Origin of the sequence: Shewanella sp. SM21 (assembly GCF_025654335.1) — a bacterium.
Taxonomy (GTDB): Bacteria; Pseudomonadota; Gammaproteobacteria; order Enterobacterales; family Shewanellaceae; genus Shewanella; species Shewanella oncorhynchi.
Genome location: NZ_JAKKRL010000002.1, coordinates 463,472 through 486,675 on the forward strand (window position 1 = coordinate 463,472; position 23,204 = coordinate 486,675).

General features: G+C 44.8%; 19 protein-coding genes, 1 pseudogene and 1 riboswitch. Of the genes and pseudogenes, 7 read left to right on the forward strand and 13 right to left on the reverse strand.

Features of this window, described 5'->3' with window-relative positions; genetic code table 11:
• Nucleotide 1: 1 nt before the first annotated feature.
• The 4 genes from L5L94_RS04140 to L5L94_RS04155 form a co-directional block, all read right to left on the reverse strand.
• On the reverse strand, nt 2-901 hold the full coding sequence (locus L5L94_RS04140; protein WP_263161360.1) for a HesA/MoeB/ThiF family protein: 900 nt from the start codon (nt 899-901) through the stop codon (nt 2-4).
• The gene (locus L5L94_RS04145) at nt 894-2,831 is read right to left on the reverse strand and encodes a bifunctional hydroxymethylpyrimidine kinase/phosphomethylpyrimidine kinase (RefSeq protein WP_263161363.1); all 1,938 of its coding nucleotides are present in this window, start codon (nt 2,829-2,831) and stop codon (nt 894-896) included. Before L5L94_RS04145 ends, L5L94_RS04140 begins: the two co-directional genes overlap by 8 nt.
• 2 nt (nt 2,832-2,833) lie before the next feature.
• Nucleotides 2,834-4,939 (reverse strand): phosphomethylpyrimidine synthase ThiC, encoded by a 2,106-nt coding sequence (gene thiC, locus L5L94_RS04150; protein WP_263161366.1) that lies wholly within the window; start codon nt 4,937-4,939, stop codon nt 2,834-2,836.
• A gap of 201 nt (nt 4,940-5,140) precedes the next feature.
• Nucleotides 5,141-5,239: riboswitch (TPP riboswitch) on the reverse strand.
• A 167-nt stretch (nt 5,240-5,406) separates the two neighbouring features.
• Complete coding sequence (locus tag L5L94_RS04155) at nt 5,407-6,783, reverse strand: hypothetical protein (RefSeq protein WP_263161368.1); 1,377 nt, start codon at nt 6,781-6,783, stop codon at nt 5,407-5,409.
• Nucleotides 6,784-7,266: 483 nt separating this feature from the next.
• On the opposite strand from L5L94_RS04155, the gene trhA reads away from it, so the two are divergent.
• Nucleotides 7,267-7,950: a PAQR family membrane homeostasis protein TrhA gene (gene trhA / locus L5L94_RS04160; protein WP_263161370.1), complete on the forward strand. Its 684-nt coding sequence runs from the start codon at nt 7,267-7,269 to the stop codon at nt 7,948-7,950.
• A 162-nt stretch (nt 7,951-8,112) separates the two neighbouring features.
• On the opposite strand, the gene L5L94_RS04165 is transcribed toward trhA, so the two are convergent.
• The 3 genes from L5L94_RS04165 to L5L94_RS04175 all read right to left on the reverse strand — a co-directional run bounded on the left by L5L94_RS04165 (nt 8,113) and on the right by L5L94_RS04175 (nt 10,479).
• Nucleotides 8,113-8,721 (reverse strand): tRNA-uridine aminocarboxypropyltransferase, encoded by a 609-nt coding sequence (locus L5L94_RS04165; protein ID WP_113940367.1) that lies wholly within the window; start codon nt 8,719-8,721, stop codon nt 8,113-8,115.
• A gap of 151 nt (nt 8,722-8,872) precedes the next feature.
• Nucleotides 8,873-9,403 carry an NUDIX hydrolase gene (locus tag L5L94_RS04170; RefSeq protein ID WP_113940366.1) on the reverse strand — a complete coding sequence of 177 codons (531 nt, stop codon included), beginning with the start codon at nt 9,401-9,403 and terminating at the stop codon, nt 8,873-8,875.
• Nucleotides 9,404-9,675: 272 nt separating this feature from the next.
• The gene (locus L5L94_RS04175) at nt 9,676-10,479 is read right to left on the reverse strand and encodes a tRNA (adenine(22)-N(1))-methyltransferase (RefSeq protein WP_263161372.1); all 804 of its coding nucleotides are present in this window, start codon (nt 10,477-10,479) and stop codon (nt 9,676-9,678) included.
• A gap of 267 nt (nt 10,480-10,746) precedes the next feature.
• Between L5L94_RS04175 and L5L94_RS04180 the strand changes: the two genes are divergently transcribed.
• The 3 genes from L5L94_RS04180 (at nt 10,747) to L5L94_RS04190 (ending at nt 14,665) form a co-directional block, all read left to right on the forward strand.
• Complete coding sequence (locus L5L94_RS04180; protein WP_263161374.1) at nt 10,747-12,909, forward strand: glycoside hydrolase family 97 protein; 2,163 nt, start codon at nt 10,747-10,749, stop codon at nt 12,907-12,909.
• A gap of 366 nt (nt 12,910-13,275) precedes the next feature.
• Nucleotides 13,276-14,178, forward strand: a complete 903-nt coding sequence (locus L5L94_RS04185) for a helix-turn-helix domain-containing protein (protein ID WP_263161377.1) — start codon at nt 13,276-13,278, stop codon at nt 14,176-14,178.
• A gap of 37 nt (nt 14,179-14,215) precedes the next feature.
• Nucleotides 14,216-14,665: a carboxymuconolactone decarboxylase family protein gene (locus tag L5L94_RS04190; protein WP_263161380.1), complete on the forward strand. Its 450-nt coding sequence runs from the start codon at nt 14,216-14,218 to the stop codon at nt 14,663-14,665.
• A gap of 94 nt (nt 14,666-14,759) precedes the next feature.
• On the opposite strand, the gene L5L94_RS04195 is transcribed toward L5L94_RS04190, so the two are convergent.
• From L5L94_RS04195 to L5L94_RS04210, 4 genes and pseudogenes are all read right to left on the reverse strand, one after another.
• Nucleotides 14,760-15,767, reverse strand: coding sequence for a class I SAM-dependent rRNA methyltransferase (locus L5L94_RS04195; protein ID WP_219250858.1), 1,008 nt, complete (start codon nt 15,765-15,767; stop codon nt 14,760-14,762).
• A 252-nt stretch (nt 15,768-16,019) separates the two neighbouring features.
• Nucleotides 16,020-16,742 (reverse strand): hypothetical protein, encoded by a 723-nt coding sequence (locus L5L94_RS04200; protein WP_263161384.1) that lies wholly within the window; start codon nt 16,740-16,742, stop codon nt 16,020-16,022.
• A gap of 113 nt (nt 16,743-16,855) precedes the next feature.
• Entirely contained in the window at nt 16,856-17,725 is an 870-nt protein-coding gene (locus L5L94_RS04205) for an alpha/beta fold hydrolase (RefSeq protein WP_263161387.1), read from the reverse strand.
• A gap of 313 nt (nt 17,726-18,038) precedes the next feature.
• A pseudogene (locus L5L94_RS04210) lies at nt 18,039-18,331 on the reverse strand (YciI family protein).
• Nucleotides 18,332-18,626: 295 nt separating this feature from the next.
• On the opposite strand from L5L94_RS04210, the gene L5L94_RS04215 reads away from it, so the two are divergent.
• The 3 genes from L5L94_RS04215 to L5L94_RS04225 all read left to right on the forward strand — a co-directional run bounded on the left by L5L94_RS04215 (nt 18,627) and on the right by L5L94_RS04225 (nt 21,163).
• On the forward strand, nt 18,627-19,181 hold the full coding sequence (locus L5L94_RS04215) for a DUF6795 domain-containing protein (protein ID WP_263161392.1): 555 nt from the start codon (nt 18,627-18,629) through the stop codon (nt 19,179-19,181).
• Between the two features lie 37 nt (nt 19,182-19,218).
• Nucleotides 19,219-20,379, forward strand: coding sequence for a lipase family protein (locus L5L94_RS04220; protein ID WP_263161395.1), 1,161 nt, complete (start codon nt 19,219-19,221; stop codon nt 20,377-20,379).
• Between the two features lie 184 nt (nt 20,380-20,563).
• The gene (locus L5L94_RS04225; RefSeq protein WP_113940357.1) at nt 20,564-21,163 is read left to right on the forward strand and encodes a hypothetical protein; all 600 of its coding nucleotides are present in this window, start codon (nt 20,564-20,566) and stop codon (nt 21,161-21,163) included.
• A gap of 413 nt (nt 21,164-21,576) precedes the next feature.
• Here L5L94_RS04225 and L5L94_RS04230 read toward each other — a convergent pair whose 3' ends face one another.
• On the reverse strand, nt 21,577-22,248 hold the full coding sequence (locus tag L5L94_RS04230; protein WP_263161399.1) for a GAD-like domain-containing protein: 672 nt from the start codon (nt 22,246-22,248) through the stop codon (nt 21,577-21,579).
• A gap of 1 nt (nt 22,249) precedes the next feature.
• A partial coding sequence (locus tag L5L94_RS04235) for a polymorphic toxin type 15 domain-containing protein (protein ID WP_263161403.1) occupies nt 22,250-23,204 on the reverse strand: 955 nt, incomplete at its 5' end.

Genomic DNA, 23,204 nt, shown 5'->3' on the forward strand with positions numbered 1-23,204 from the left:
ATCAAACCTCAAGATTATCTTTATTTGATGATAGATAAGCCCCTTTGGGGCCACATATGTCACAATGGGGATCCCGCGTTAATATCGCCGCAGTCCATGAAAGTGATTTAGCGTCGAAGCGCCAAAAACGCCCCAACAAGGCACTTTTCGATTCATTACAACTATCCATATTCAACAAAAGTTGCATAGCCACCAAAGATTGCATTGACGCCATCACGCCCACGCTCGGACCAAGTACGCCTTGGGTACTGCAGCTCTGTGACACTCTCGTCTGTGCGGGGAAAATACAGTGATAACAACCACCAGAGGGGCACTGCACTTGATCGACTGCAAACAATTGGCCGCTAAATGCTGCGATTGACGCGCTGACTAAAGGTAAAGCAGCTTCGATACTGCTGCGATTAATGGCTTGGCGGGTCGCAAAGTTATCAGTGCAGTCAAGCACGAGCACTCTTTTACCCTGTTGTTTTAATTGTAAAACCTCAGCGAAGTGATGAGCTGATGTCTCAGCACTAAATGCTGTTTCATGGGCAGTAACAGTGCACTGCGGCGCTAAGCCTTTGAGCTTTTGCTTGGCAACTCGCGCCTTATTGAGTCCAATGTCGGCATCGTTGAATAGCAATTGTCTTGGTAGATTCGATACTTCAACCTTATCCCTATCGATTAAGGTCAAGCGACCAATACCAGCACAAGCCAGATACTGCGTCGCCAATTGCCCTAAGCCGCCAAGCCCTACAATAACAACGCTGGCGTCGACCAATTGCAATTGCCCTGCCTCACCGACCTCTGGCAATAAGACTTGCCGAGAATAACGCATGAAATCTGAATCACTGAGTGTATGAGTGCTTTGTGTTCCGTCGCAAAGAACCTCTGCGTGATAAAGCGGTGGTTTTTTACTCATGCTTTGCATCCAACTTATGCTTTACAGCCAGTTCTTCAGACAAGCTACATTGCTCCCAAGCTTGGCTCAGCTCTGCAAACGCTGCTAACGGATCCTTAGCTTTCGTGATGGCGCGCACCACAGCAATATTGCCCACCCCAGTAGCTTTCACCTTTGCCAGATTATCTAAGTCCATGCCGCCAATGGCGACCAAGGGATAATGGTCTTGGAGTAACGCCACATAGTGTTTAAGTTTTGCGAGCCCTTGGGGCGCCGAAGGCATTTGCTTCGTCGTGGTTGGGAATATATGCCCAAGCGCTATGTAGGATGGCGAGTATTGATGCGCCAGTAGCAACTCAAAATAACTGTGGCTGGATATACCTAATGCGAGCCCTGCCGACTGAATGGCCGCTAAGTCGGTAACGGCGAGATCTTCTTGGCCTAAATGTACCCCAAAGGCATGGTATTTTATCGCTAACTGCCAGTGATCATTGATAAAAAGCTGCGCATTAAAATGCTTACCTAAGGCAATGGCCGTTTGAATTTGTGCTTCTAATTCAGAGCCAACCAACTCAAATTTACCTGACTCAGACTTGCCTAGCGCAGATTTATCTCGCTGGTATCCTGCTAACCCTGCAGCAGTTGACCCGCTGGTATCGGTTTTTATCCGTAACTGCACGGTTTTAACACCCGCAACTAACAAACTTTCCAGCATGATTAAGTCACTCACCACGGGATAAACACCAAGATCGGCATCGAGCACTTTAAAACCGTGGGATGAGATGTATTGAGCTGGCGTCGAAGTTATTCTTACCTGAGCGGTTGCCTGATCTGTTGCGGAAAAAACTGTTGCAACTAAGTCATTACCAACATCAAGATGTTGGTTGAGGTGATAACTAATAAAATTACCATCACACAATTTTATCTTGGCATAGCGGGACAAGTCATTGGGCCACCCCGTACGGGCCAACGACCCTGGACCTTGCCCTAAACCAATCGCCGCGCTTAAGCCTTGACTCACGTAGGCTTTGGCAACCACCACCGCATCTTGCAATACAAAACCTTGCGCTAACACGGCGGCAATAGCCGATGACAAAGTGCAGCCGCTACCATGGTTATGACGGGTATTAACCCGCGGGCTTGCCAACCAAAAACGCCCATTTTGATGCAGCTCAGAGCTAGCGCGTACTTGATGGCAAACCAGATAATCCTCGGCAAGCCCATGATCCCAGCCGTTGCTATCGAGAGTGCTAACATGAACGTTAGCCTGAGTTTGAGCATGAGTGTTATCGTGAGTTTTAGCATGAGTATCATCAAGAATATCAGTGCTGCCAAAGCTCACATCGCCCCCTTTAGCGAGCACACTGCAATCTAAACTCTGGGATAAAGCCTGTGCTGCAGCAACGAACTGCGATTTGGTCGAAACATCACTGTTAGTTAACCGCCCAAGTTCAAGCACATTGGGCGTGATAAGTTCGATTAAGCCTTTGAAAGGATTAAAATCTAAAGCTGATTTGGCAGAACTTTTTATATCCTGACAGTTATCTGCTGCTAATGCATCGCCACAACTGGCGACCATCACAGGATCGACAATCACAGGCACAGATGGATAGTGGATTTTAAAACTCGCGATCCAATCTGCCAGCAATGCCACTTGAGTTTGATCTGCCAGTAAGCCGATTTTAATTGCTTTGGGTGGCAAGTCTGAAAGCAAAGTCGTCAGCTGAGCCATTAACATCGCCGCTGATACGGGCTCGACTAAAGTGACTGCTACTGAGCTTTGCGCCGTCACTGTGGTGATCACGCAGCAACCGTGACAGCCCAAATCTTGAATTGTCGCCAAGTCCGCCTGAATACCGGCACCGCCGCCGCTGTCTGAACCGGCTATGGTCCAAACAAATGCGGGGCGAGCGGTATTCATGGGCGAATTACCCCCATGAATACCCGACATAATTAGGCTTCCTCTGCTTCGGCGACAAGCTTGCCTATCACCTGATAGATCTCGGCGCCCGAGGCAGCAAATTGTGCCGATTTTAGCGCCATTGCCGCTTCCAACTCCTGCGGCGTCTTGATTGTGACTTGCATGGCTTGGGCAGCCGCTTCAACTTGCTCCGCTTTCGCTTGTGCCGCCTCTAAGCCAGCGGCATAGGCACGTACATCTTGGGTGATTTTCATCGAACAAAATTTAGGGCCGCACATAGAGCAAAAATGCGCGACTTTAGCGGATTCCTGCGGTAAAGATTCATCGTGGTAAGCGCGCGCGGTTTCAGGATCTAGTCCTAAGTTATATTGATCTTCCCAGCGGAATTCGAACCGCGCCTTTGCCAGCGCATTGTCACGAATTTGCGCACTCGGATGACCTTTGGCCACATCGGCGGCGTGGGCAGCAATCTTATAAGCAATCAAACCTTGCTTAACATCTTGTTTATTCGGTAATCCTAAGTGTTCTTTTGGCGTGACATAACACAACATAGCGCAGCCATACCAAGCAATCATGGCCGCGCCTATGCCGGAGGTGAAATGATCATACCCAGGTGCGATATCGGTGATTTGTGGGCCAAGGGTGTAAAACGGCGCTTCGTCGCAGTGAACTAACTGCTTGTCCATGTTCTCTTTAATGAGCTGCATCGGGATATGTCCCGGCCCTTCGATAATGGTTTGTACGTCGTATTCCCACGCGATTTTGACTAGCTCACCTAAGGTTTCAAGCTCTGCAAACTGGGCGGCATCATTAGCGTCGGCAATCGAGCCTGGACGCATACCATCACCTAAGGACAGGGATACATCGTAGGCGACGCAAAGCTCACAGATCTCACGAAAATGGCTGTAGAGGAAGTTTTCCTTATGATGGCTCAGGCACCATTTGGCCATGATTGAACCACCGCGGGAAACGATCCCAGTAACGCGTTTAGCCGTCATCGGCACATAACGTAGCAGTACACCAGCATGAATCGTAAAGTAATCAACACCTTGCTCAGCTTGTTCAATTAAGGTATCGCGGAACACTTCCCAGGTTAAATCTTCTGCCACGCCGTTCACTTTCTCCAGCGCTTGATAAATCGGCACTGTGCCAATGGGCACTGGCGAGTTACGGATGATCCACTCGCGGGTTTCGTGGATATAACGACCCGTGGATAAATCCATGACAGTATCCGCGCCCCAACGGGTAGACCAGACGAGCTTTTCCACTTCTTCCTCGATGGAAGACGTCACCGCAGAATTACCGATATTGGCGTTCACTTTCACCAGAAAATTACGCCCGATAATCATAGGTTCGGCTTCGGGATGGTTAATATTCAGCGGAATAATCGCGCGGCCACGGGCAACTTCGGCGCGGACAAATTCGGCGGTAATCGGTTCGCCGACTAAGGCACCAAAGGCTTCGCCCTTGGCTTTACGATTGAGGATTTCATCCTGTACTTGCGCAAGTACCATGTTCTCGCGGATCGCCACATATTCCATTTCTGGCGTGATAATCCCTTGACGGGCATAGTGTAATTGACTGACACGTTTGCCCTGCAGCGCTCTGCGTGGGCGGACAATGGCACTCGAGCCTGCCTCAAAACGCAGATGATCTAAACCGTCGTCGGCGAGTCTTTGTTGGGTAAAGTCTGAGGTCGCGCAGGATAATTGCTCTGTGTCGTTGCGGGCTAGGATCCAGTTTTGTCTTAATTTACCAAGGCCTAGACGCACATTGATGTCGGCCTCAGGATCGGAATAAGGTCCGGCGCAATCGTACACGCGGATTGGCGGATTTTTTTCCATGATGGGCGCATCATCTGTGCCGCCGACCAGGGTGTCAGTCTGCAGAATTTGCCGCATGCCAACGCGAATATCGGCACTGGAACCCTCGAGATAAATCTTTTGTGAATTAGGATGTTGCAGTGGCGCTAGCGTATCGATAAAGGCTTGGGCCTGCGCACGGGTTTCGCGGCGACTCGGCGCCTGAGGCACGATTGATTGACGAGACTCAGTCGATTTATTAGGGATTGTCGATTCTGGCGCTGTGATTTCTGTCGCATTGGCAGCTACAGCTGGGTTTTGGTTTGAACTGGACATAAGCAATCTCACGTTAAAAAATGGAGTTGCTTGTCTGGAGAATTGAGTTGTTGATAGCTGGACATGGCAATCAACTTTTGTGCCCAACACTGGCTTCAAAAATTGAGTTACCCTGCTCAATAACAATTAAATCTCAACATTAAGGCTTAAAACATTGCTGAGTTAACAGGTGTTCAAGCCGTCTATTTTGGCGATTTAATATGTGTTATTACGCTTGTTTCCTTCGCAGGTTTTAACCTGATCAGGTTCAACGGATCCCGAATAAACGGTCTCAGCCAAGAGGCACTCCGACAAGATGAGTACGCAGTATAGACAGAAGCGGCAGCAACAAACAAGGAAAAAAGCAATTAAAAACCTTAACCACCAATCCAAAATAAAGATTTATAATTAATTGTTTTTAATTGATTAAATAAAATGAAACCTAAAAAGCTATAATTAGCATGAAAATAAATCATAAAAGAAAGTCACTATTTATGGGGTTTGAGCATCATTTTGTTTAATCGAGATTGAATGGCATCATCAATAGCTTGATTGATTTTTTTGCCACTGCAGTTAATGGGAAAACCTAAATTTTCGGCGTTAGGATTAACTTGAGTGCCGACTTGTACCACGCGATAACAAGTATCCCCTTTACGCACAATACGATTTGGGTCTAAGGGTAAATCTAGACTCGTTGTGCCACCGAAATCATCAGCATTAGGGACAAATAGCACCTCCATCTCTGGGCTCATTTCACTCATATTCGATTTCCGGGTGAACTTATCAGCCTGTTCAATGACGAGATCATCGAGCGCTTGCTCGCGCTGACGTTCAAAATATTGCTGGGTGAATAAACTCATGCTTGAGCTTGTCGCTATTGTGCTCTCACCTTCTGCTGCAGGCGAGCTCTTAGCGCCAAGCTGCGGCTTCATTTCTGTGGTATCAAGCGTATTAGTTGTTTTTTTTGCCGTCACTTCCGCGGGCTGTACTTCACTTTGGGCACTTGATTGAGTTTTCTTTGATTGAGATTGGCTCGATTGAGTGATGTTCGGTTTAACCGTATCTGGGTTCACTTTTTCCGACTCTACTTTTTCAGAGACGGCCTTTTCGGGTGCTATTGTTTCAGGCATGACCTTTTCAAGTATTGGCAGAGGCTTCACTTGAGTTTGAGGTGTGGGAACAATTGTAGGCGTAACAGAACTTGTCGCTTCAGTCTTATCCTCGGCCTTGATCTCAGTTTTGGACTCCGAGGTTTCGGCTTTCTCTACCGCGGGAGCATAAATAAAGTAAGCCTTGATCGCTGTCACTTTAGGGCCACGGCTTTCTATTTCATTCAATCCAAAGGGATTTAACTGCGGGCGCCACAAAATGCAGATAAGTAAAAATAAACACACATGCACTAAGAGCACAAAAAATAACAAACTGAATCCTTTGAAATACGGCTGACGAGCACGCAAAACGGATCCCGTCCCCAATCCCTGAGCACTAGTTTGTATCGTCCTAGACAGTTCAGGTTTGGATTCAGATTCAGATTCAGAAACCAATTTATCTTGATCTTGATGTTCAGCACGGATTTCTTGCAGTACCAAATCTTGGGCTTGCTCTTGGTCTATAGCTTGGGTGTCATGCTCAGTGACTAAAAAGCCTGCACCGCTATTGAACGCTAATGGCTCCGCATTAGTGGTAAAAACAGGCGTTTGAGCAGCATCCAGTTCACCGAGCTGATGATCAAATGCGATAAAAGTCTCACCTTCTGGCGATGTGACCGAAATCAGCAAAGCACTATCAGCATCATCTCCAATCGCTATCGCTGTAGGAGATGCTGTCAATAAAGGCGCGGCCTTGGGTTGATGTTGAAAAGGCAAAATCCATCCTTAGGTTTTGTATAGTATCCATTGATTTCAATGACGCTTAACGTGGAACGATTGCACTCTAATTCAATATCAATCCAATATCAGGTTGGTGAATATTGAAAACGAATTATCCAATGATTGCATTTACTTGCGAGTGCTCAACGCAGATTAGAGGAGGCAAACAGGGTAAAGTTCAATGCAAATGCAACCTGCTACAAGCACAGTACTTTACGCCAGTGCTTGATAAGTCACTTGCCAGTTAAGACAAATAAGGCTGGGAATTGGGATCATAATCGCGCTAAATCTCACGTCTTGAAGCGAGTAGCATCATCAATGCGATGCACTGATGGGAGTGCAAGACGGCGTTAAAAATCTAAAAGATGAAAAATAGAAGCCAACCATAAATTTAAGCTTACAAGTGTACGCTTAAATATGGTGATTTATTTTTCTAACTGATAGACTCAGTCTATTATCGTTTACGAGTGTGTATCTACCATGTCGAGTCAAAGTGTTACCGAACAGCCAAACACAGTTAAAAACCCGGTAAAATCTGGACCATATAGTATCAAAGAAGAGATCGCTAACAGTGTATCCCATGGCCTAGGTGTTATTGCGGGGATTGTGGCATTGGTGCTCATGCTGCTTAAAGGTCAAGATCACCTAACGCCAATTCAACTTACGGGCGTAACCATTTATGGTGCGAGCATCATAGTGCTTTTCCTATGCTCGACGTTATATCACAGCGTTAGCCATTCAGGCTGGAAACATAAACTGAAGATCGCCGATCACTGCGCTATTTACTGTTTAATTGCAGGAACTTACACACCTTTGATGCTGATAAGCTTACAAGGCACGCAGTCGATAGTGATTTTAACGGCTATTTGGTCGCTTGCAATTGGTGGGATCCTATTTAAGACACTGTTTATTCACAAATTCAAAAAGTTAAGCTTAGTCTTGTATCTCGCTATGGGCTGGCTATGTGTCACTGTGATGGGCGATTTAACGGCGGCCATGTCAGAGATAGGCTTTAATCTATTAATCTTAGGCGGGTTATTTTACACCTTAGGAGTGGTGTTCTACGTCGGTAAACGCATTCCTTTCAACCATGCCATTTGGCATTTATTTGTGCTCGGCGGTGCCATGAGTCACTTTCTGTGTATTTATCTGACTGTTATTTAAATGGCTATGACTTAACAGATGGTGATTTAACTGGCTCTGATTTAAATGACTATGACTTAACAGATGGTGATTCAGCTGACGGTGATTTATCTATGGGTCAAAGCTAAACGTCGTTAATTATCTATTTAAGCACTTCCTCGAACGCTCTCTCAAACATCGCAATCAAGTACGGCTATTCAATTCAGTAAACAGCGACGCTAATACCGTCGCTTGTTCTGCTCTGCCACAGTGCCGCCAAAGCGCAATAATACATTCTGCGGTACACAAGCCCCCTTCTTGCTGATTACGCCGCAATATAAAGGCGGATTCAGGCATAAGTGGCGGCAAACTGACTCGTGCAGCCGTTTTAAGATAGGGGCTCTGGCGCAGCATCTTACGTGCCTCCTGCCAAGTCGCATCTAAAATTACCACTTGGCTCGGCATTCGTTGTGCTGCTATGAGTGTGGATTGCGCAGGCACTAACAAGGCTTGTGCGTTCGAGAGCGATGGCTCAGCTAAATTCGTCTCTAAGGGGTTAATATCAGTGGGCATAGCAAACTCAGTATCACTTGCAGGAAACAACAGCTTGGCTTGCTGCGATGCCAACATAGCCACTAAATCGTTATCAGGTGCCGTTCTCGACCAGACGATGCTTTTCACCTCTTCAGGGAATGCGGCTAACGCGAGTTGGCCAGTATTCGTTTTGCGGGTTAACTCGCGCTCGTGGGTCAATAAAATAATCTGCATTGCCTTCCTTGCTGCGGCAAAAGAATGAGAAATAACATTAAACATCTAGCGATGTTAGGAACAGGCTCGAAGCACATCCACTTGAAAGCTCAGGTTAAAATAACGGCGTTCGTTCGCCAATAAGCCAAGCCAAGCCAACTAAGTTTGACGTGAAATAAAATCATAGATTAAAGTTATGATTTAAAAATGATAAAACTTACAAACATTCCAACACTATCTGTTTTAGCAGAAAAGTTTCACGTTCTATTGATTGGCCTTTATGGGGATGATTACGCTGAATATCTTCATTATGGGCGATAGCTTGATGAATATTGAGCCATTGAGGTCGCATGCCATTTTTAATCTCATGGGCTTCTAATCGAGTCTCACCTAAACCACGCTCGCCCAGTGCGGTGTCAATACTGCACACATAACAGAATGACTCCATGTGCACTACATTCGCCCCTTCACGGTACCAAGGTCGAAACTCTTCATAGCGACCAAAGGGCGCTAACACTTGAATGTCTAAGGCACCGGTTTCTTCCTGAAGCTCGCGGATCAGTCCATCTTCGAGACTCTCGCCATCGTCAATGCCGCCGCCAGGTAAGCTGTAGTCGCGGTATTTTTGAGTATACAGCAGCAAAATGTCTTCACCCGATAACACAATCGCGCGGGCAGCTCTGCGATAAAAAACGCGTGCCGTCTGTAGGTTAACCGCTGGATCTTGGGTGGTTCTCAATAAACGCATAGTCTTAGCCATTTGCCGAAAAGGAGTCGCAGCATAAACGAAAATGTGCCAAATGCAGATCAAAAAATGTAGCAGAGGCAATAATCACACTCAGTCCAATCCGAGTGATTGATAGGTTTTAGCGATTAGACTCTTGATTATTAACGGCTTAGGCTAAAATCGATTTGCCCATGATATTAACAACGAGATCGCGATGCATCAGCTCTTTCGCCTGATTCTCATCTTTGGTGCTCATAGTCATTCTTAACGTAATGCCCAAGCGGCAAAAATGCTCAAGCGCATTCAAACTCACTATGCTCACTCAAGAGCTGGGCCAATTGCTGCTGATAGGCATCAATAATCGCTGGTGTTTGCTTATGCGCGGGCATGCGTTGGTAATGGCCAATCACCTGCGACAGATAACGCTGCGCTCGCGGCAAACTTGCTTCATCTAGCGTCTGCCACATTAACGACCCCGTAGCAGTGATAGGCAGACCATTTGGAGCTGCGATTGTACTGACATGGAGGATTTCGTAGAAACGTTGATTCTCTTCCAATAAGTGTTCCGACTTAAGCCCTAGCCCTAAGGCCGAAAGTGATTGCCTGACATAGTAATTATGATGCACGGGACACAAAATAAACTCGAGGTGCCGCAGTGGGTGTTGAGCTAAAATTGCCCGCACTAATTCCACCAGCAATTCACCACCCACGCCAGCGATGATAATCAACTGATTATCTTTGTCACTGGTTTGCTCGAGCGGTAAAGCCGTGACATCGAGGCAATGCACTTGCCACTGACTATGACGACTTAAATTAGGGTCTATGTCTAGGTTTAAGTGAGGGTCTATGTCCGGGTTTAAGTTTGGATCTAAGTGTGAATTAAGGCCTGATATGTCAGCGGGAAAGAAACGCTGCAACCGCAGTTCAAGCGCCTGCATTAGCGAAGGGACACAATCAACAAAGTGCACGTGGCGGGCAGCGCTCCTTTCTAGCAACAGCATACCGAGCAAACCATGATCGCAGCAGCAATCCCAAATATGATCGTAATGACCAGTGATCATACTGTTTATCTGTTGTAAACGTTGGCTAATTTTCACGGTTTGACCTTACTACTGCGGCTCCAAATACTGTAAATCCCACTGTAAATCCCACGCTAGATTGCATTTTTAAGCAAAAAGAAAGCGCGCAGTTTACCCGAGTCAAAAGCAAACCACATCTTTTGTTCGTGCCCTCGCAGTGCTTCACGTCACGTCTGTTACGCCACGCCTTAATATGGTGAATACGTATGCAGGCCGTTGCGGTTAAAAAGCCATCGCCACTAGTATGCTGTGAGTCACATTAGTTATAAAAACAAGGATCAAGGAATGTTCATCAAGACCAACCCTATTCAGTTCACTCGCAGCGACTTAACTGCCCGTCACGTAACAGATTGCCACTTAACAAACAGCCACACTCGCCAGAGCTCATCGCGACAAAAACTATCGCAAGCGCTATTAAGCCCTACAGCCATCGCCCTTGCAGTCACGAGTCTTTTTAGTGCCAACGTATTTGCTAAAACCGTTACCGTCAACTCACCCAACCAACAAATTCAAATCAGCTTGAGTGATGATACTGGCCGCCCCGAATATAAAATCGATTTTCACGGCAAGACAGTCATAGAACCGAGCCGCTTAGGCTTAGTTTTTCAATCCCTTGGCGAACTCGGTCAAGGATTACAGATAAAAAGCAGCGATAAACAAAGTGCCGATGAAAAGTGGCAACAACCTTGGGGCGAACAGGAATGGATCCGCGATCAACACAATCAACTGACTGCTGTATTAAGTAATGGCAAGGTGCAACTCGAAATCGAATTTAAAGCCTTTGACGATGGGATTGGCTTTCGCTATCACTTAGCCCAACAAGCAGCCCTGCCCGCCAATTCGCCGCTATTAATCACTGACGAGTTAACCGAGTTCAATGTCGGCAATAGCGCTAAAGCCACAGCATGGTGGATCCCTGCCCGCGGCTGGAATCGCTACGAATATTTATATCGCACCACAGCGCTTAAAGACGTCGATAGAGCCCATACCCCCTTCACCTTTAAACTCGCAGACGGTACGCACTTAAGTATCCACGAAGCCGCCTTGGTGGACTTTGCCGCCATGACCTTAGATCAACAGCGCGATGGCAAACTTAAGGCGGATCTCACGCCTTGGTCCGACGGTATTCGCGTCAAAACCCAAGTGGGTTTTTATACGCCGTGGCGCACTATTCAAATTGCCGACAAAGCAACTGGGCTGCTCAATTCGCACCTCATCCTAAACCTCAATGAACCCAATAAACTCGGCGATGTTACTTGGGTAAAACCAGGGAAATACGTCGGTATTTGGTGGGGAATGCACTTAAACGAAAATACCTGGGGCTCGGGCCCAACCCATGGCGCAACCACCAGTGAAACAAAGCGTTATATAGATTTCGCCGCTAAATATCAGTTTGATGGCGTACTGGTAGAAGGTTGGAATGAAGGTTGGGATGGCGACTGGTTCCACAACGGCGACCAATTTAGCTTTACCAAGGCCTATGCCGATTTCGATCTGCCCGCCATCACAGCCTACGGGGCAAAACAAAATGTACGTTTAATCGGCCACCATGAAACAGCGGGTTCAGTCACGCATTATCGCGAGCAAATGGCAGATGCCTTCGCCCTGTATGAGCAGCACGGTGTTACTCAAGTCAAGACAGGCTATGTCGCCGATGGTGGCCAAATCAAGCGCATCAATAACAAAGGCATTACCCGTCACGAGTGGCACGACGGCCAGTTTATGGTCGGTGAGTATTTGCACAATGTCACTGAAGCAGCGAAACACCATATCAGTATCAATACCCACGAGCCGATCAAAGACACAGGCCTGCGCCGAACCTATCCGAACTGGATCTCCCGCGAAGGTGCCCGCGGCCAAGAGTACAATGCTTGGGGGAGCCCACCAAACAGCACTGAACACACGGCCATGTTACCCTTTACCCGCATGCTTGCGGGTCCAATGGACTTTACCCCAGGAATTTTTGACTTAGCGCCCAAGGGGTTGGATGCTGAAAATCGTGTGCAAACCACATTGACCAAACAGCTCGCCTTGTACGTTGTGCTCTATAGCCCAATCCAAATGGCAGCGGATCTGCCGCGCAATTATGAAAAGCACTTAGATGCCTTCCAATTTATCCGCGATGTGCCCACAGATTGGTATCAAAGTGTCGCGCTGGCCGGTGAAGTCGGTGACTATGTGGTCTTTGCTCGCCAAGCGAAGGATCAAGGTGATTGGTACTTAGGCGCACTAACGGATGAAGCCGCACGCAAGGTCACGGTCAAACTGGATTTCCTCTCCCCGAATAAACGTTATCAAGCACAAATTTACCGCGATGGCGCAAAAGCCGATTGGAAAACAAATCCCTATGATTATGTGATTGAAACCAAAGAGGTAAGTGCTAAAGATAGCCTAAACCTCGCACTCGCCAGCAGTGGCGGCACGGCAATAAGGTTCAAAGTGCTTTAGATTTAGTGTTTAAAAGTCAGTGCGTTAACAACGTGTTTAAGCGAGTGTGAAAATACAGAGTAAGAAAACAGAAAGTCACCAAGGATATACCTTGTCCTTGGTGACTTTTTATTGCCAGATAGGACCTATTTATCCCAATACAAAACGTAAAAGTTAATCCTCCTCGAAGCATCTTAGCTGATGTTGGCGTAAATTCAGTTCGTGCCTAGGCCGACAAATCAGCATGAACCGAATACACAGGCTTTAAATACCCTCGCAAACTAGCCAACACCACAGACTGTTCAATCCAGCCCAAGGCAAATGCGTACAACCAACACAGGTGCAAAAATGCCTCAGTTAGATTAATCTGACCTTCCTTTCTTCCTTATGGTGCTCAGCTTGCGATATCGGGCAAATTTATTAGAAATGCGCAGCTTTAAACGTTTCGAAACTGAACTCGCGCACTTAGGCTTTAGCCATTTTAAACCCTTAGCGCCACTTCGCCCTTGGGTGCAGCGCTACTTTCATTTGCGCGTTGCGACTGATTTACCGCAGAACATTGAACAGACATTTTATCCAGACGGCGGCACTAGCCTGCATTTCTATTTCCCAACTCAAACACTCAGTGGCGATGAACCTCAAGTGTTATTTCATTGTGGTCAGAGCCGACATTCCCACGCCTTTTTACCAGGAATCGAGCTGATGACAGTTCGCTTTCACCCCGGCGGCGCGTTTCATTTACTTGGCATTGAACTGCAAGATATTCTGTCTGCCGCATCAATGAAGGCTATTGATGCGACGCAATTGCAGCTAACAGGATTGGATCAACTGCTCTCGCAACTGGCGGAAACCAATCAGCCAGCCCAACGCGTCGCCCTACTTGAGCACTGGTTATTGCAACTCACCCAGCAGCAATGTGATGCGGCCTTATCTCGACATAAAAGCGATATGATTAGCTTAGTGCAGGCGAGTTTACCAAAGCTTACTCAAACCCAAGCCAGTTTAGAGGATTTCTATAGGCAACTGCCCTTAAGCCGCCGTCAATTTGAACGAAGATTTAAACAAGAAACCGGATTGTCACCCGCGCAGTTACTGCAATTAAACAGAGTCAAAATCGCCCGAAACTTACTCAGCCAATCACCTAACCTCAGCCTAGTGCAAGTCGCATTCGATTGCGGATTTTACGATCAAGCCCATCTACATCAACACTTTGTACGGGTGACACAGCAAACTCCAGGACAATACAAAAAGCGTAAAATGTCGCAAATCTCCAATCCTACGTCGCGCTAACAGCTTAGATTGAAGCCTCAGCTTATAGGAGGCTTTTATGTCAGAACGTATACCACGCCAGCAAATTTACCAGCTACAACCCGCACTCGCCAACGCACTGTTAAGCTTAGACAAAGCGGCCGGTGATTCCCACTTTGCACCATTACTGGTGCATTTAGTCAAGCTCAGAGCATCGCAACTCAATGGCTGCGCGTTTTGTCAGCGAATGCACGCCGAGGAAGCCAGAAGCGACGGTGAAGAACAGCTGCGTTTAGATTTACTTGCCGCTTGGCAGGAGGTCGATGGAATCTTTAATGAACGGGAACGTGCAGCACTGCTCTGGACAGAAACCTTAACCCAAGTTGCTACTGCCCCCGTGCATGACAGTCAATATGCGGCGCTTGCAGAGCATTATTCCGAGAAAGAAATTGTCGACCTCACCAGCTTAATCATTGCTATTAATGGCTGGAACCGCGTCGCGATAGCTTTCCATTTACAGCCCATCTAGCGGCAAATAAATGGACAAATAAACAGGGCACCGAATCGGGTGCCCTGCTTGTTAATATCACTATGTAGTTCTTATCACTATGCCGTTTGTCTAGTTAACTTAATGTCAGCGCCACTATTTTAAGTGGATGATTGTCATCGAACGAAGGGAAATCCTCATGGGGATCGAGCCAAGTGTGCGTAGTGACTGTACGGCCTTGTTTTTCAACGCAGCGCACTAAACTGTCAAACCATGCTTGGCGCTCGACTTTCGCCACATTGTTGCAGCAAACGATAGTACCACCGACTTTGGTCGCCATTAATGCGGGCTTAAACAAACCTTGATAATCATTGACCAAATCGACAATACCAAAAGCACTCTTGGCATAACGCGGCGGATCGAGGAACACCAGATCAAACTGGGTTTGCGCCAATTTGGGATAACTCGGTAATTTTTGATTGCGACGCCCTCCCACACTCAAGCCTGCCAATTGGCGCAATGCCGGAAACGCATCACTCTGCACAAACTCACATACATTCGACACCTGATTTAACGCCGCATTCGCTTTGCCCGTCGCTAAAGCAAAGGAAGAAAAATCAACATTCATCACCTGAGTCGCGCCGCCGATGGCTGCCGCAGTACCAATGCCGCAGGTGTAGGAAAACAAATTCAGCACAGTTTTATCTTGGCTGTGTGCCCGCACATATTCGCGGCCAATGCGCATATCAAGGAATAACAGCGGATCTTGTCCTTCGTGGCGCAGTTTAGTGCTGAACTTGATGCCATTTTCCTGCATTACTCGCTCAGAACTCGCAATCTCTGTCAGTGCGGGAGATAAGGCATTCAATACACGGGAATGGCCTAATGAACGATCGTTATACACAATCGGCAAATCGGCCTGTTGCAACAAAACAGTGCCGACATCAACCAACTCTTCGTCGGTTAAGGTTTGATGAAAACTCTGCACTAGCCAAACATCGCCGTAGCGATCGACATTCAAGCCACTCACGCCTTCGACTGTCCCATGGAACACCCGAAAACAATCGGTTTGATCCTGTTCTGCTTGCTGTAAAAAATCATGGCGTTTCGCCAGAGCCGTCGATAACAGCGTTTGAATAGACATAAAAAGCGGGACTCGCGCAGCGGAAACCTGCGTAAGGTTTCAAGAGAGAAAATGGCATAATACCAAACTAGGTCGCAGAATATCGGATAAATTCACCAAAAGAGCGCTAAATAGCAAGCTTTGACACAATCCTACAATCCCACCTTCCAACCTAATCATATAGTTTGAGGACAGAATAGAATTAGATTACATACCTAGTCTTAGTTAACTCGAACAAGAAAAGAACGTTGAAAGCTTTAACGTAAAAATGAACTATTTGTAGTCATTTAGGGGCCAAACAATTCCTCGTCCAAAAGATTGCATATCGGTATCGAAACAGAGGCTGTCTAGCTTGTATGGAATAGCACCTAAATAACCATTAGAGAACCTCCGGACAATATAACCGCTTAGATTTTTTGTGTAATAGGTAGGAATACACTGGGGCCATACACCACATAACAGAATTAAGTTAATCGACAAGTAGTGTCTATCATAAGTCGCACTTTCATATGAAATGACAAGAGAAAGAGCATTGCCGTACTCAACCTGAATGTTTACTAACTGACCATTCATTTTCAAGCGGAAGTTTCCAAGTAAAAATATCAAGCAAAACACAAAATCACGAAAACGTAACTCATTTCTAGATTCGATTACATGCCTGATCCCAACCAGCTTAAAGATATCGCATAAACTAGCCTTTACTTCATCAAGAGAACCAATACCACGATTTCTTTTTTGAGGCAGCTCTATACCTTCAAAAGTTTCTTGCGTATTAGCATCAAAAAAATCAATGGCCTCTTGAAACCCGTTAATCACCAAACCACGGTCTTTCTCATCCGGATGTGCTAGGAAATCACCAAGTTCACGGAAAATACTTCCTTTTTGAGTGTAGTCTCTGGATAACATTAGAAACATTGCGACATCATCCTGATCAAAAGACCTATTTATAAATTTTCCATAAAAGAGTTCAATATGATGATGTGTGTAATTATTCATTTTTTGCCACTAATCCATAAGATCATTTTCAGGACATATCAGTACTCTATATGAGCTCGATAAACTAGGTCAAACATGAGTGACCATTATAAAACTGGTTGCTTACCGCAAACTCATGCCCCCCGTTTGCGATTCAATTCACTGAGTCCACTATGGATAAGACTGATGCAGGCAGAGGGATCTTCTAACGGCAGCAGATGCCCACATCGCTGATCTTCTAAAAACACTGTGTCTGGCGTGAGCTGTTGCCAATGCTGCCAAGTTGCTTCAGAAAAGAAGACTGACGGTTTCCCCCTGATAGCGACGCAGGGAAGCTTTATCTGCTGCAATATCGATAATACATTCGGCGGTTGGGTGTAATTATGCTCCTCCCAATATTTGGGAAACTTCAGGGTGAATCGACCATCCTTGTTTTGATAAACCCCGAACTGAGCTAAGGCGGTAAACACCTCATCATCAAAGCGTTTGTATAACTTACTCATTTTGCAATATTCAAGGAAATGCTCACGACTTTCCCACACATCGCGCTTCTTTAAGGTGTTTTTTGCAGGCGCGGTCAAATTCATTAACGATTTAGGCATGAACTTCGCAATCCAAGCGATAGGGCGCGACACCATTGCGGGTTCGATAAGTATCAGCGCTTTAAACAAATCAGGTCTTTTATTGGCGGCAAGAATGGTACAGGTTGCTCCCATGGAATGGCCAATTCCCACAATCGGCGCACTGCAATGCCGCTCAATATGCAAGATCAAGTCATCGGCATAAAGTTGCCAATCTTGGCGCTTAGGCGGCAAACCTACATCAGGCCATGTCGGCCTTAACTCGAGTGCATTAAGGCTGAACGCTTGCTGCAACTTGGCCAATAAGGGCGCATAAACACCCAATGGAAAACCATTAGCATGGTAGAAATGCGCACTTTCGCCAGAATCAGAAAAGGTTTTAAAAACCTGAGCCTGTTGTAATTCATTCCAAATTTGATTCATTCAAATCCTACTTATCGAGTCCCACTTATTTAATCGCCTTAATCTAGCTCGCCAGACTCGTTACGCTCAAGGTTCGAAATCAAACCTGCCGATTTTAGCCGTTACGGCAATCTTAAAAGGAGACCTATTATCAAGATCTATGACGACAAAAATGATGCATTTCACCCGCATTAACCACGATGTATTGTCACTTTACTTTTAAAGGTATCGACTTATTTGTTAATCACGCCTCTGAGCGGCTACACCAGTTGATGAAAACGGAGAGCATGACTTTTTTTATCGGCGATACAGCAGTTCGATAAGATGTTAGGTATTAAATCACTTCAATCAACTGCTCTAATCCAGGCGCCGTTTTAGTTGGCACAAACTCTATCACCTCAAACTCAGCGACATCAGCAATGCAGAAAGGATCTTGCTGCAAAATAACCTCTAGCGCCGCGCGACTGTCTGCCTTCGCGAGGATGACGCCGCCAGTACGTGGTACTTTACGACCCGAGGCAATAAAAGTCCCTGCAGCATAATTCTCATCAAGGTAGGCAATGTGTGCGGCTAAATGTAACTCCACTTCGGCAATCGGTTTTTTATAGGGAGCAAAACAACAAACATAGGTATCCTTTCTAATAAGAACATAATCTCTGATGCTATCACTTTTGGATGACTTCATCATGAACATAAAAGTTAATTTACCATTAAACTAGCACCATCAAAACTTTAATCGAAAACACCAAAACCAACCAGACTCCACCACTCATTTATCAACACTTACACAACATTAGTAACAACCAAAATATAGCACTTTAGTACTGTTGTACCATCGATTCTCTTACTCTAATATTTTATCTTATTTTTAGAATTGTGAATTGATTTCGCATAGTTTTCTTTCAAGCATAAGACATTAAAAATGAATAAGTTTTCGTCAAAGAAGAGCATTGGTCAACGCGGAAAATTTATATTCAGAGTCATTGCCAGCACTATTATTATTTTTATATCTACACAGGTAATTGCAGACATGTTTGATTTTCTAAAGAAATACGATGTACACCTGTCCCCTGAAGTACATGGTGTCATAACCTTAAACGGTTTACCTGTTGAGGGGATTACTGTCGAACGAAACCTCAATTACGATAAAGTGTATATTGATAAAACAGCAACAGACAAACAAGGGAAATTTCATTTCCCGGAGATTAATATTCGCTCTCGTCGTCCTGGGAAAATGTTAGATGAAACAAGAAATAGGCAAGCTATTTTTGCTTACTATAACAATGCTGATTATCTGCTTTGGTTAACAACGACAGACAGCGTCAAACCTATTAAAAAATTTAGTGAAATACTTAACAATCTTGTTTGTGAGTTAACTTCTCCTGAAATGAGTTATTACCTCACAAATGATGAGCATCCAGACTTTCCGTATCCAGTTAAATCTATCTGTCACTTTGTAAATGAACACCCCATTTAGTTATCCCCATTGGAAACGTTATTAAAAGGAATTTACTATGCCAACACTGCCACCCAAAATAGCAGTACAATTAGCCTCTTTAGCCTACGACATTAAAGACCCCATTAATGGTCGATATACTTTAAACTCCCCAGATGTTGAAAGAAACTTTTCTTTTGATCTTTCAAACGGACCCATTAAAGGAGTTTCTGGAAGCATATTCTCTCGATTATTAAATCGAAAAACAGGTTTCGCAATTGTTGGCACAGGTAAAGAACAGTTCAAAGATGACCATGTCATCTCTATAAGAGGCACTGACGGATTAGAAGATGCAATAACTGATGGACACTTTGGTTTAACCGTCGCAGATAATAATGCTTTGATCCATGCAGGTTTCAACAAAACATTTCAGAGCATTAAACCTGCACTTGAAAGTACATTAACCCCTCTGCTGTCAAAATCATCTTCAGGAATTGTCCATTGTGTTGGTCACAGTCTTGGTGGAGCACTTGCACATTTGACTGCAGATTGGGTTAAGCATCGCTATAAAAATAAAGTATTTCTTTATTCCTTTGGTGCTCCTAGAGTTGGATTAGATGGTTTCTCTATTAAAAGTACCAACTCGATAGATAAGATTTTTCGTTGTACTCATGCATCAGATCCAGTTCCTATGGTTCCACTCTGGCCTTATGTCCATGCACCTTATCAAGGTTCAGAAATATTACTCGCCTCTGGTGATGGTATTCGCCCTGAAGCACATAAAATGTCAACATCTGCTAACCCTGGGTATCTTAATACTGCAAACAGCAGTAGCTGGAGGAATCTAAAACAAAAATCTTCTCTCAATTTAGCGACGGTAAGATTAGATTATCAAAATCGCTATCAAGCATCATTTTCTGGCTATTGGGCCGATAGAATAAGTGCAGGCTTAATTACCCTTCTCAAAGATGCTGGATATTATGCGGCTGTCATGGGACAAGCAACTATTGGTACAGGCCTTACCTTTTATGATTTGCTAGCAAGAGCGCTTGAAGGTATTGCTAAAGCCTCAGTTAAGTTTGGAGAACAAACTAAAGGTTTACTAGGGCACATGCTTGTATTTGCAGGGCAAGTTGTGACTGAAATAACAGAATTATCATATAAATTTATAAAGTGGGTTTTAGATAAAACAATTGGCGCACTTTATAAAAGTGCACGACAAGCGATGGATAATTTATAATAGGAAATCATATTTTTAATCAGGTACATGGCTAGAATCACTAATCTAGTCATGTACCTTATTTTAAGAAAAAATCTCATCATAAACTACCTATCTACCATAGAAAATAAAACTCTGGATAACATGCTCGCTCTCATTAGCATTCAAATCGATGCTATGACTTATCTTAAAAAAAGGAACAAAAATGCCAACAACACTGACAGTATACCGTGGAGAGAAAAGTGCATGGTGGCCTGAACCGAGTATTCGCTTAATAAGTGGAATGACCTTATACCAGCCATGGCCAGTAAACACACCATTATCATTATGGAATAAACTAAAACAAGAAGTATCACGTCAAGTCGGATTTACGGTAGATAAGAAAGTAGCAGCCTATGCACAATTTCTAAGATCATCAGGTCAACCCTATGCATTATCGACCGCATGGACTGAAACAGGCTCGTTTACTTCAGATTTCAACTACGTAATCGAAATTCCAAATGTACACATTTTTTACTGGGGAGGAACCAAAGATAATCTAGAACTAGGGGAACAAGTCAATATTTCTAGTCCAAGCCAAGTAACTAAAGACTTTATCGTGCTGAACGCTTCAACATTAGCAGCATCAACAATTTTAGGTTTCGGTCATAATACTGGCACTAAAGAAATAACCTTCTTTCATGATATGCCTATCAAATTCATCAGTTCATGTAACAACAAAACACCCGCTGAGCTTGAGATAAAAAAAGTACAAGACCTTAGTTTTGAAGAAAAAATAAAATACTCGAAATTTATCAGAAGGTAAGGAAGGTATACGACTACCTCAAGAATAACCAAGTCGAATCATTTGTAAAAAACATGACATGTGAAATACCCATGTCATGTTTTTTCTTATTATGATAGATATATCAACATCAGAACTGAACACCGTCAAACATCTCAATTGATATCCTAATAACCTGTATCGTGTACACGAGAAGCTATAAACTTTATCAAATTATTAACTCTTGCCAGTGCTAGATAGATAAGTGATTAAGGGCATTAATATTTTTTAAGGCATTCACCAAAAACGTTACAGAAAATTAGTCTAGCCCCAATGCCGAATCTCAGCGATAAGCTTCATTTAGACTCGGTTCAGTGTGATGACGCTTTTGAATTAATTGTTCTAAGGTATTGTATTCACGATCAACAAGCCTGTTTCACTGTCATGCAACATAACTATTTGTCTCGATGTAAAGCGTTTGAGAGGGCAACAATATCTGCCATCACTTTTTTCTCACCCAATTCGGCCAAGAAAGCGAGATGTTCCAAAACTTTTACTTTTTGCAGGTTTTCCAACTTAGGCGCACCACCCAGGGCCAACGCAGGCACGAAAGCATACATCTCATCGGCTTCCAACGGCCCCAGTTTTGCCATTGCTCGCTCAAACAGAGGTTTGCCTTCAGTATCTTCTTCTTCCATGCTCGATTTTGAAGCGGAGGAAAAAAACAAATCTATGCTCATGTCTCCTCCTGTTTCTTTTAGTTCTTCGGTTTCATCCGTTGGAAATATCATTCCATAACAAGGATTGATATCCAGACTTGGCCCAGAAGCTTCGCCCCAGATCAATAAACGCCCGAAAACTGTTCGACCTATGACATAGTAGTTATCCTTACCGACGAAGGGGGTGCCCGCCAACCACAAGTCCAAGATTTCGCTGTAATCTGCCGGATTTACCGTCCAAAAAATGCCCTCGCCCCAGCCACAGAAGCCATATTCCTGCCAATATTCCAAAAGACGGTTTGGTAACTTATCTTTAAAATAATCAAGCGCTTCTTGGCTTGGCATCGTTGCTTTGATTGCAGGGCCAAAACCTTTAAAGTGGTAGAAATTATCAAAAAATTTATTCATTTTACTTACACCTATGTAAATCGACATCCATTAATGTATCCGGGCCCAGCTCTTCCAAGGCCTTTTGGGCCTCAATATCCATCAGTTCAACTCGTGTGAACGGCATTTTTTCACCGAGTTCATTGACCCCTTTATTTTTCCATTGAGAACCGATGGATTGGTTGACACTGGCATCACCCAAGTCGAACACTATATCCTTACCACCGGCAATCATGTCGGGATTATGCAATGCATTGAGGGTCTTCATCTCACTCTCAGTTAATGTCGTTGCTCGTTCAAGAGCCTCTTGTCCCACTACACCCTTTTTATTAAGCTGTTTCTCATATTTTTTGATCAACTTCTCTTTGAAATCTTTTCTGGCTTTATCCTGAGCTGGGCCAGTCCCTCTACGACCTATAGCGTTATAGGACTCTCTATTATCCAGATACTCCTTAACCGACATCTTGTTGATGCCATCTTGCTGCCCTTGCAACTGTCTATCGTACTCGATATCCGAGCCTTTGCTATTCTTCTTGAAACAGGCCACCTTATGCTTTTTCATCAGGCTGGCTTTTGCTACGGCCAGCGTTTTATTACTAGGAACATCTAGCTTGCCTAATTTGCTAACAACAGGTTCTAACGCTTTATCGGCAAATTTCCCAGGGATGAGCGCGATAGCCATCGTCGCTGCACCTGACAAAGTAGGCCCAGTTTCCAACATAGTAGACAGTTGCTCGATAGAATCTGCGATCCCTTCTACGGCCCACTCTATCGGTAATAATGTTACGGATTGTAATCCCGGTTCTTCTGGTGGAGGACCATAAGCCACTTCTCCTAAACCTTCCTTGCAACTCAGTCCCAACGGATCTATCCAGTTGATATGATTGGGCGCATATCGGTAATGGTTTATGCCCCCTAGCAACCCTATTGGGTCTTGACTGATAAAACGGCCTGTTTCGGGGTCGTAGTAGCGGAAG

Excerpts from the sequence above, each read along its gene's own strand:
- L5L94_RS04140 (WP_263161360.1), bottom strand. The coding sequence starts at position 901 with ATGAGTAAAAAACCACCGCTTTATCACGCAGAGGTTCTTTGCGACGGA.
- L5L94_RS04145 (WP_263161363.1), bottom strand. The coding sequence starts at position 2,831 with ATGTCGGGTATTCATGGGGGTAATTCGCCCATGAATACCGCTCGCCCC.
- thiC (WP_263161366.1), bottom strand. The coding sequence starts at position 4,939 with ATGTCCAGTTCAAACCAAAACCCAGCTGTAGCTGCCAATGCGACAGAA.
- trhA (WP_263161370.1), top strand. The coding sequence starts at position 7,267 with ATGTCGAGTCAAAGTGTTACCGAACAGCCAAACACAGTTAAAAACCCG.
- L5L94_RS04165 (WP_113940367.1), bottom strand. The coding sequence starts at position 8,721 with ATGTTTAATGTTATTTCTCATTCTTTTGCCGCAGCAAGGAAGGCAATG.
- L5L94_RS04170 (WP_113940366.1), bottom strand. The coding sequence starts at position 9,403 with ATGCGTTTATTGAGAACCACCCAAGATCCAGCGGTTAACCTACAGACG.
- L5L94_RS04180 (WP_263161374.1), top strand. The coding sequence starts at position 10,747 with ATGTTCATCAAGACCAACCCTATTCAGTTCACTCGCAGCGACTTAACT.
- L5L94_RS04185 (WP_263161377.1), top strand. The coding sequence starts at position 13,276 with ATGGTGCTCAGCTTGCGATATCGGGCAAATTTATTAGAAATGCGCAGC.
- L5L94_RS04190 (WP_263161380.1), top strand. The coding sequence starts at position 14,216 with ATGTCAGAACGTATACCACGCCAGCAAATTTACCAGCTACAACCCGCA.
- L5L94_RS04195 (WP_219250858.1), bottom strand. The coding sequence starts at position 15,767 with ATGTCTATTCAAACGCTGTTATCGACGGCTCTGGCGAAACGCCATGAT.
- L5L94_RS04200 (WP_263161384.1), bottom strand. The coding sequence starts at position 16,742 with ATGAATAATTACACACATCATCATATTGAACTCTTTTATGGAAAATTT.
- L5L94_RS04205 (WP_263161387.1), bottom strand. The coding sequence starts at position 17,725 with ATGAATCAAATTTGGAATGAATTACAACAGGCTCAGGTTTTTAAAACC.
- L5L94_RS04215 (WP_263161392.1), top strand. The coding sequence starts at position 18,627 with ATGAATAAGTTTTCGTCAAAGAAGAGCATTGGTCAACGCGGAAAATTT.
- L5L94_RS04220 (WP_263161395.1), top strand. The coding sequence starts at position 19,219 with ATGCCAACACTGCCACCCAAAATAGCAGTACAATTAGCCTCTTTAGCC.
- L5L94_RS04225 (WP_113940357.1), top strand. The coding sequence starts at position 20,564 with ATGCCAACAACACTGACAGTATACCGTGGAGAGAAAAGTGCATGGTGG.
- L5L94_RS04230 (WP_263161399.1), bottom strand. The coding sequence starts at position 22,248 with ATGAATAAATTTTTTGATAATTTCTACCACTTTAAAGGTTTTGGCCCT.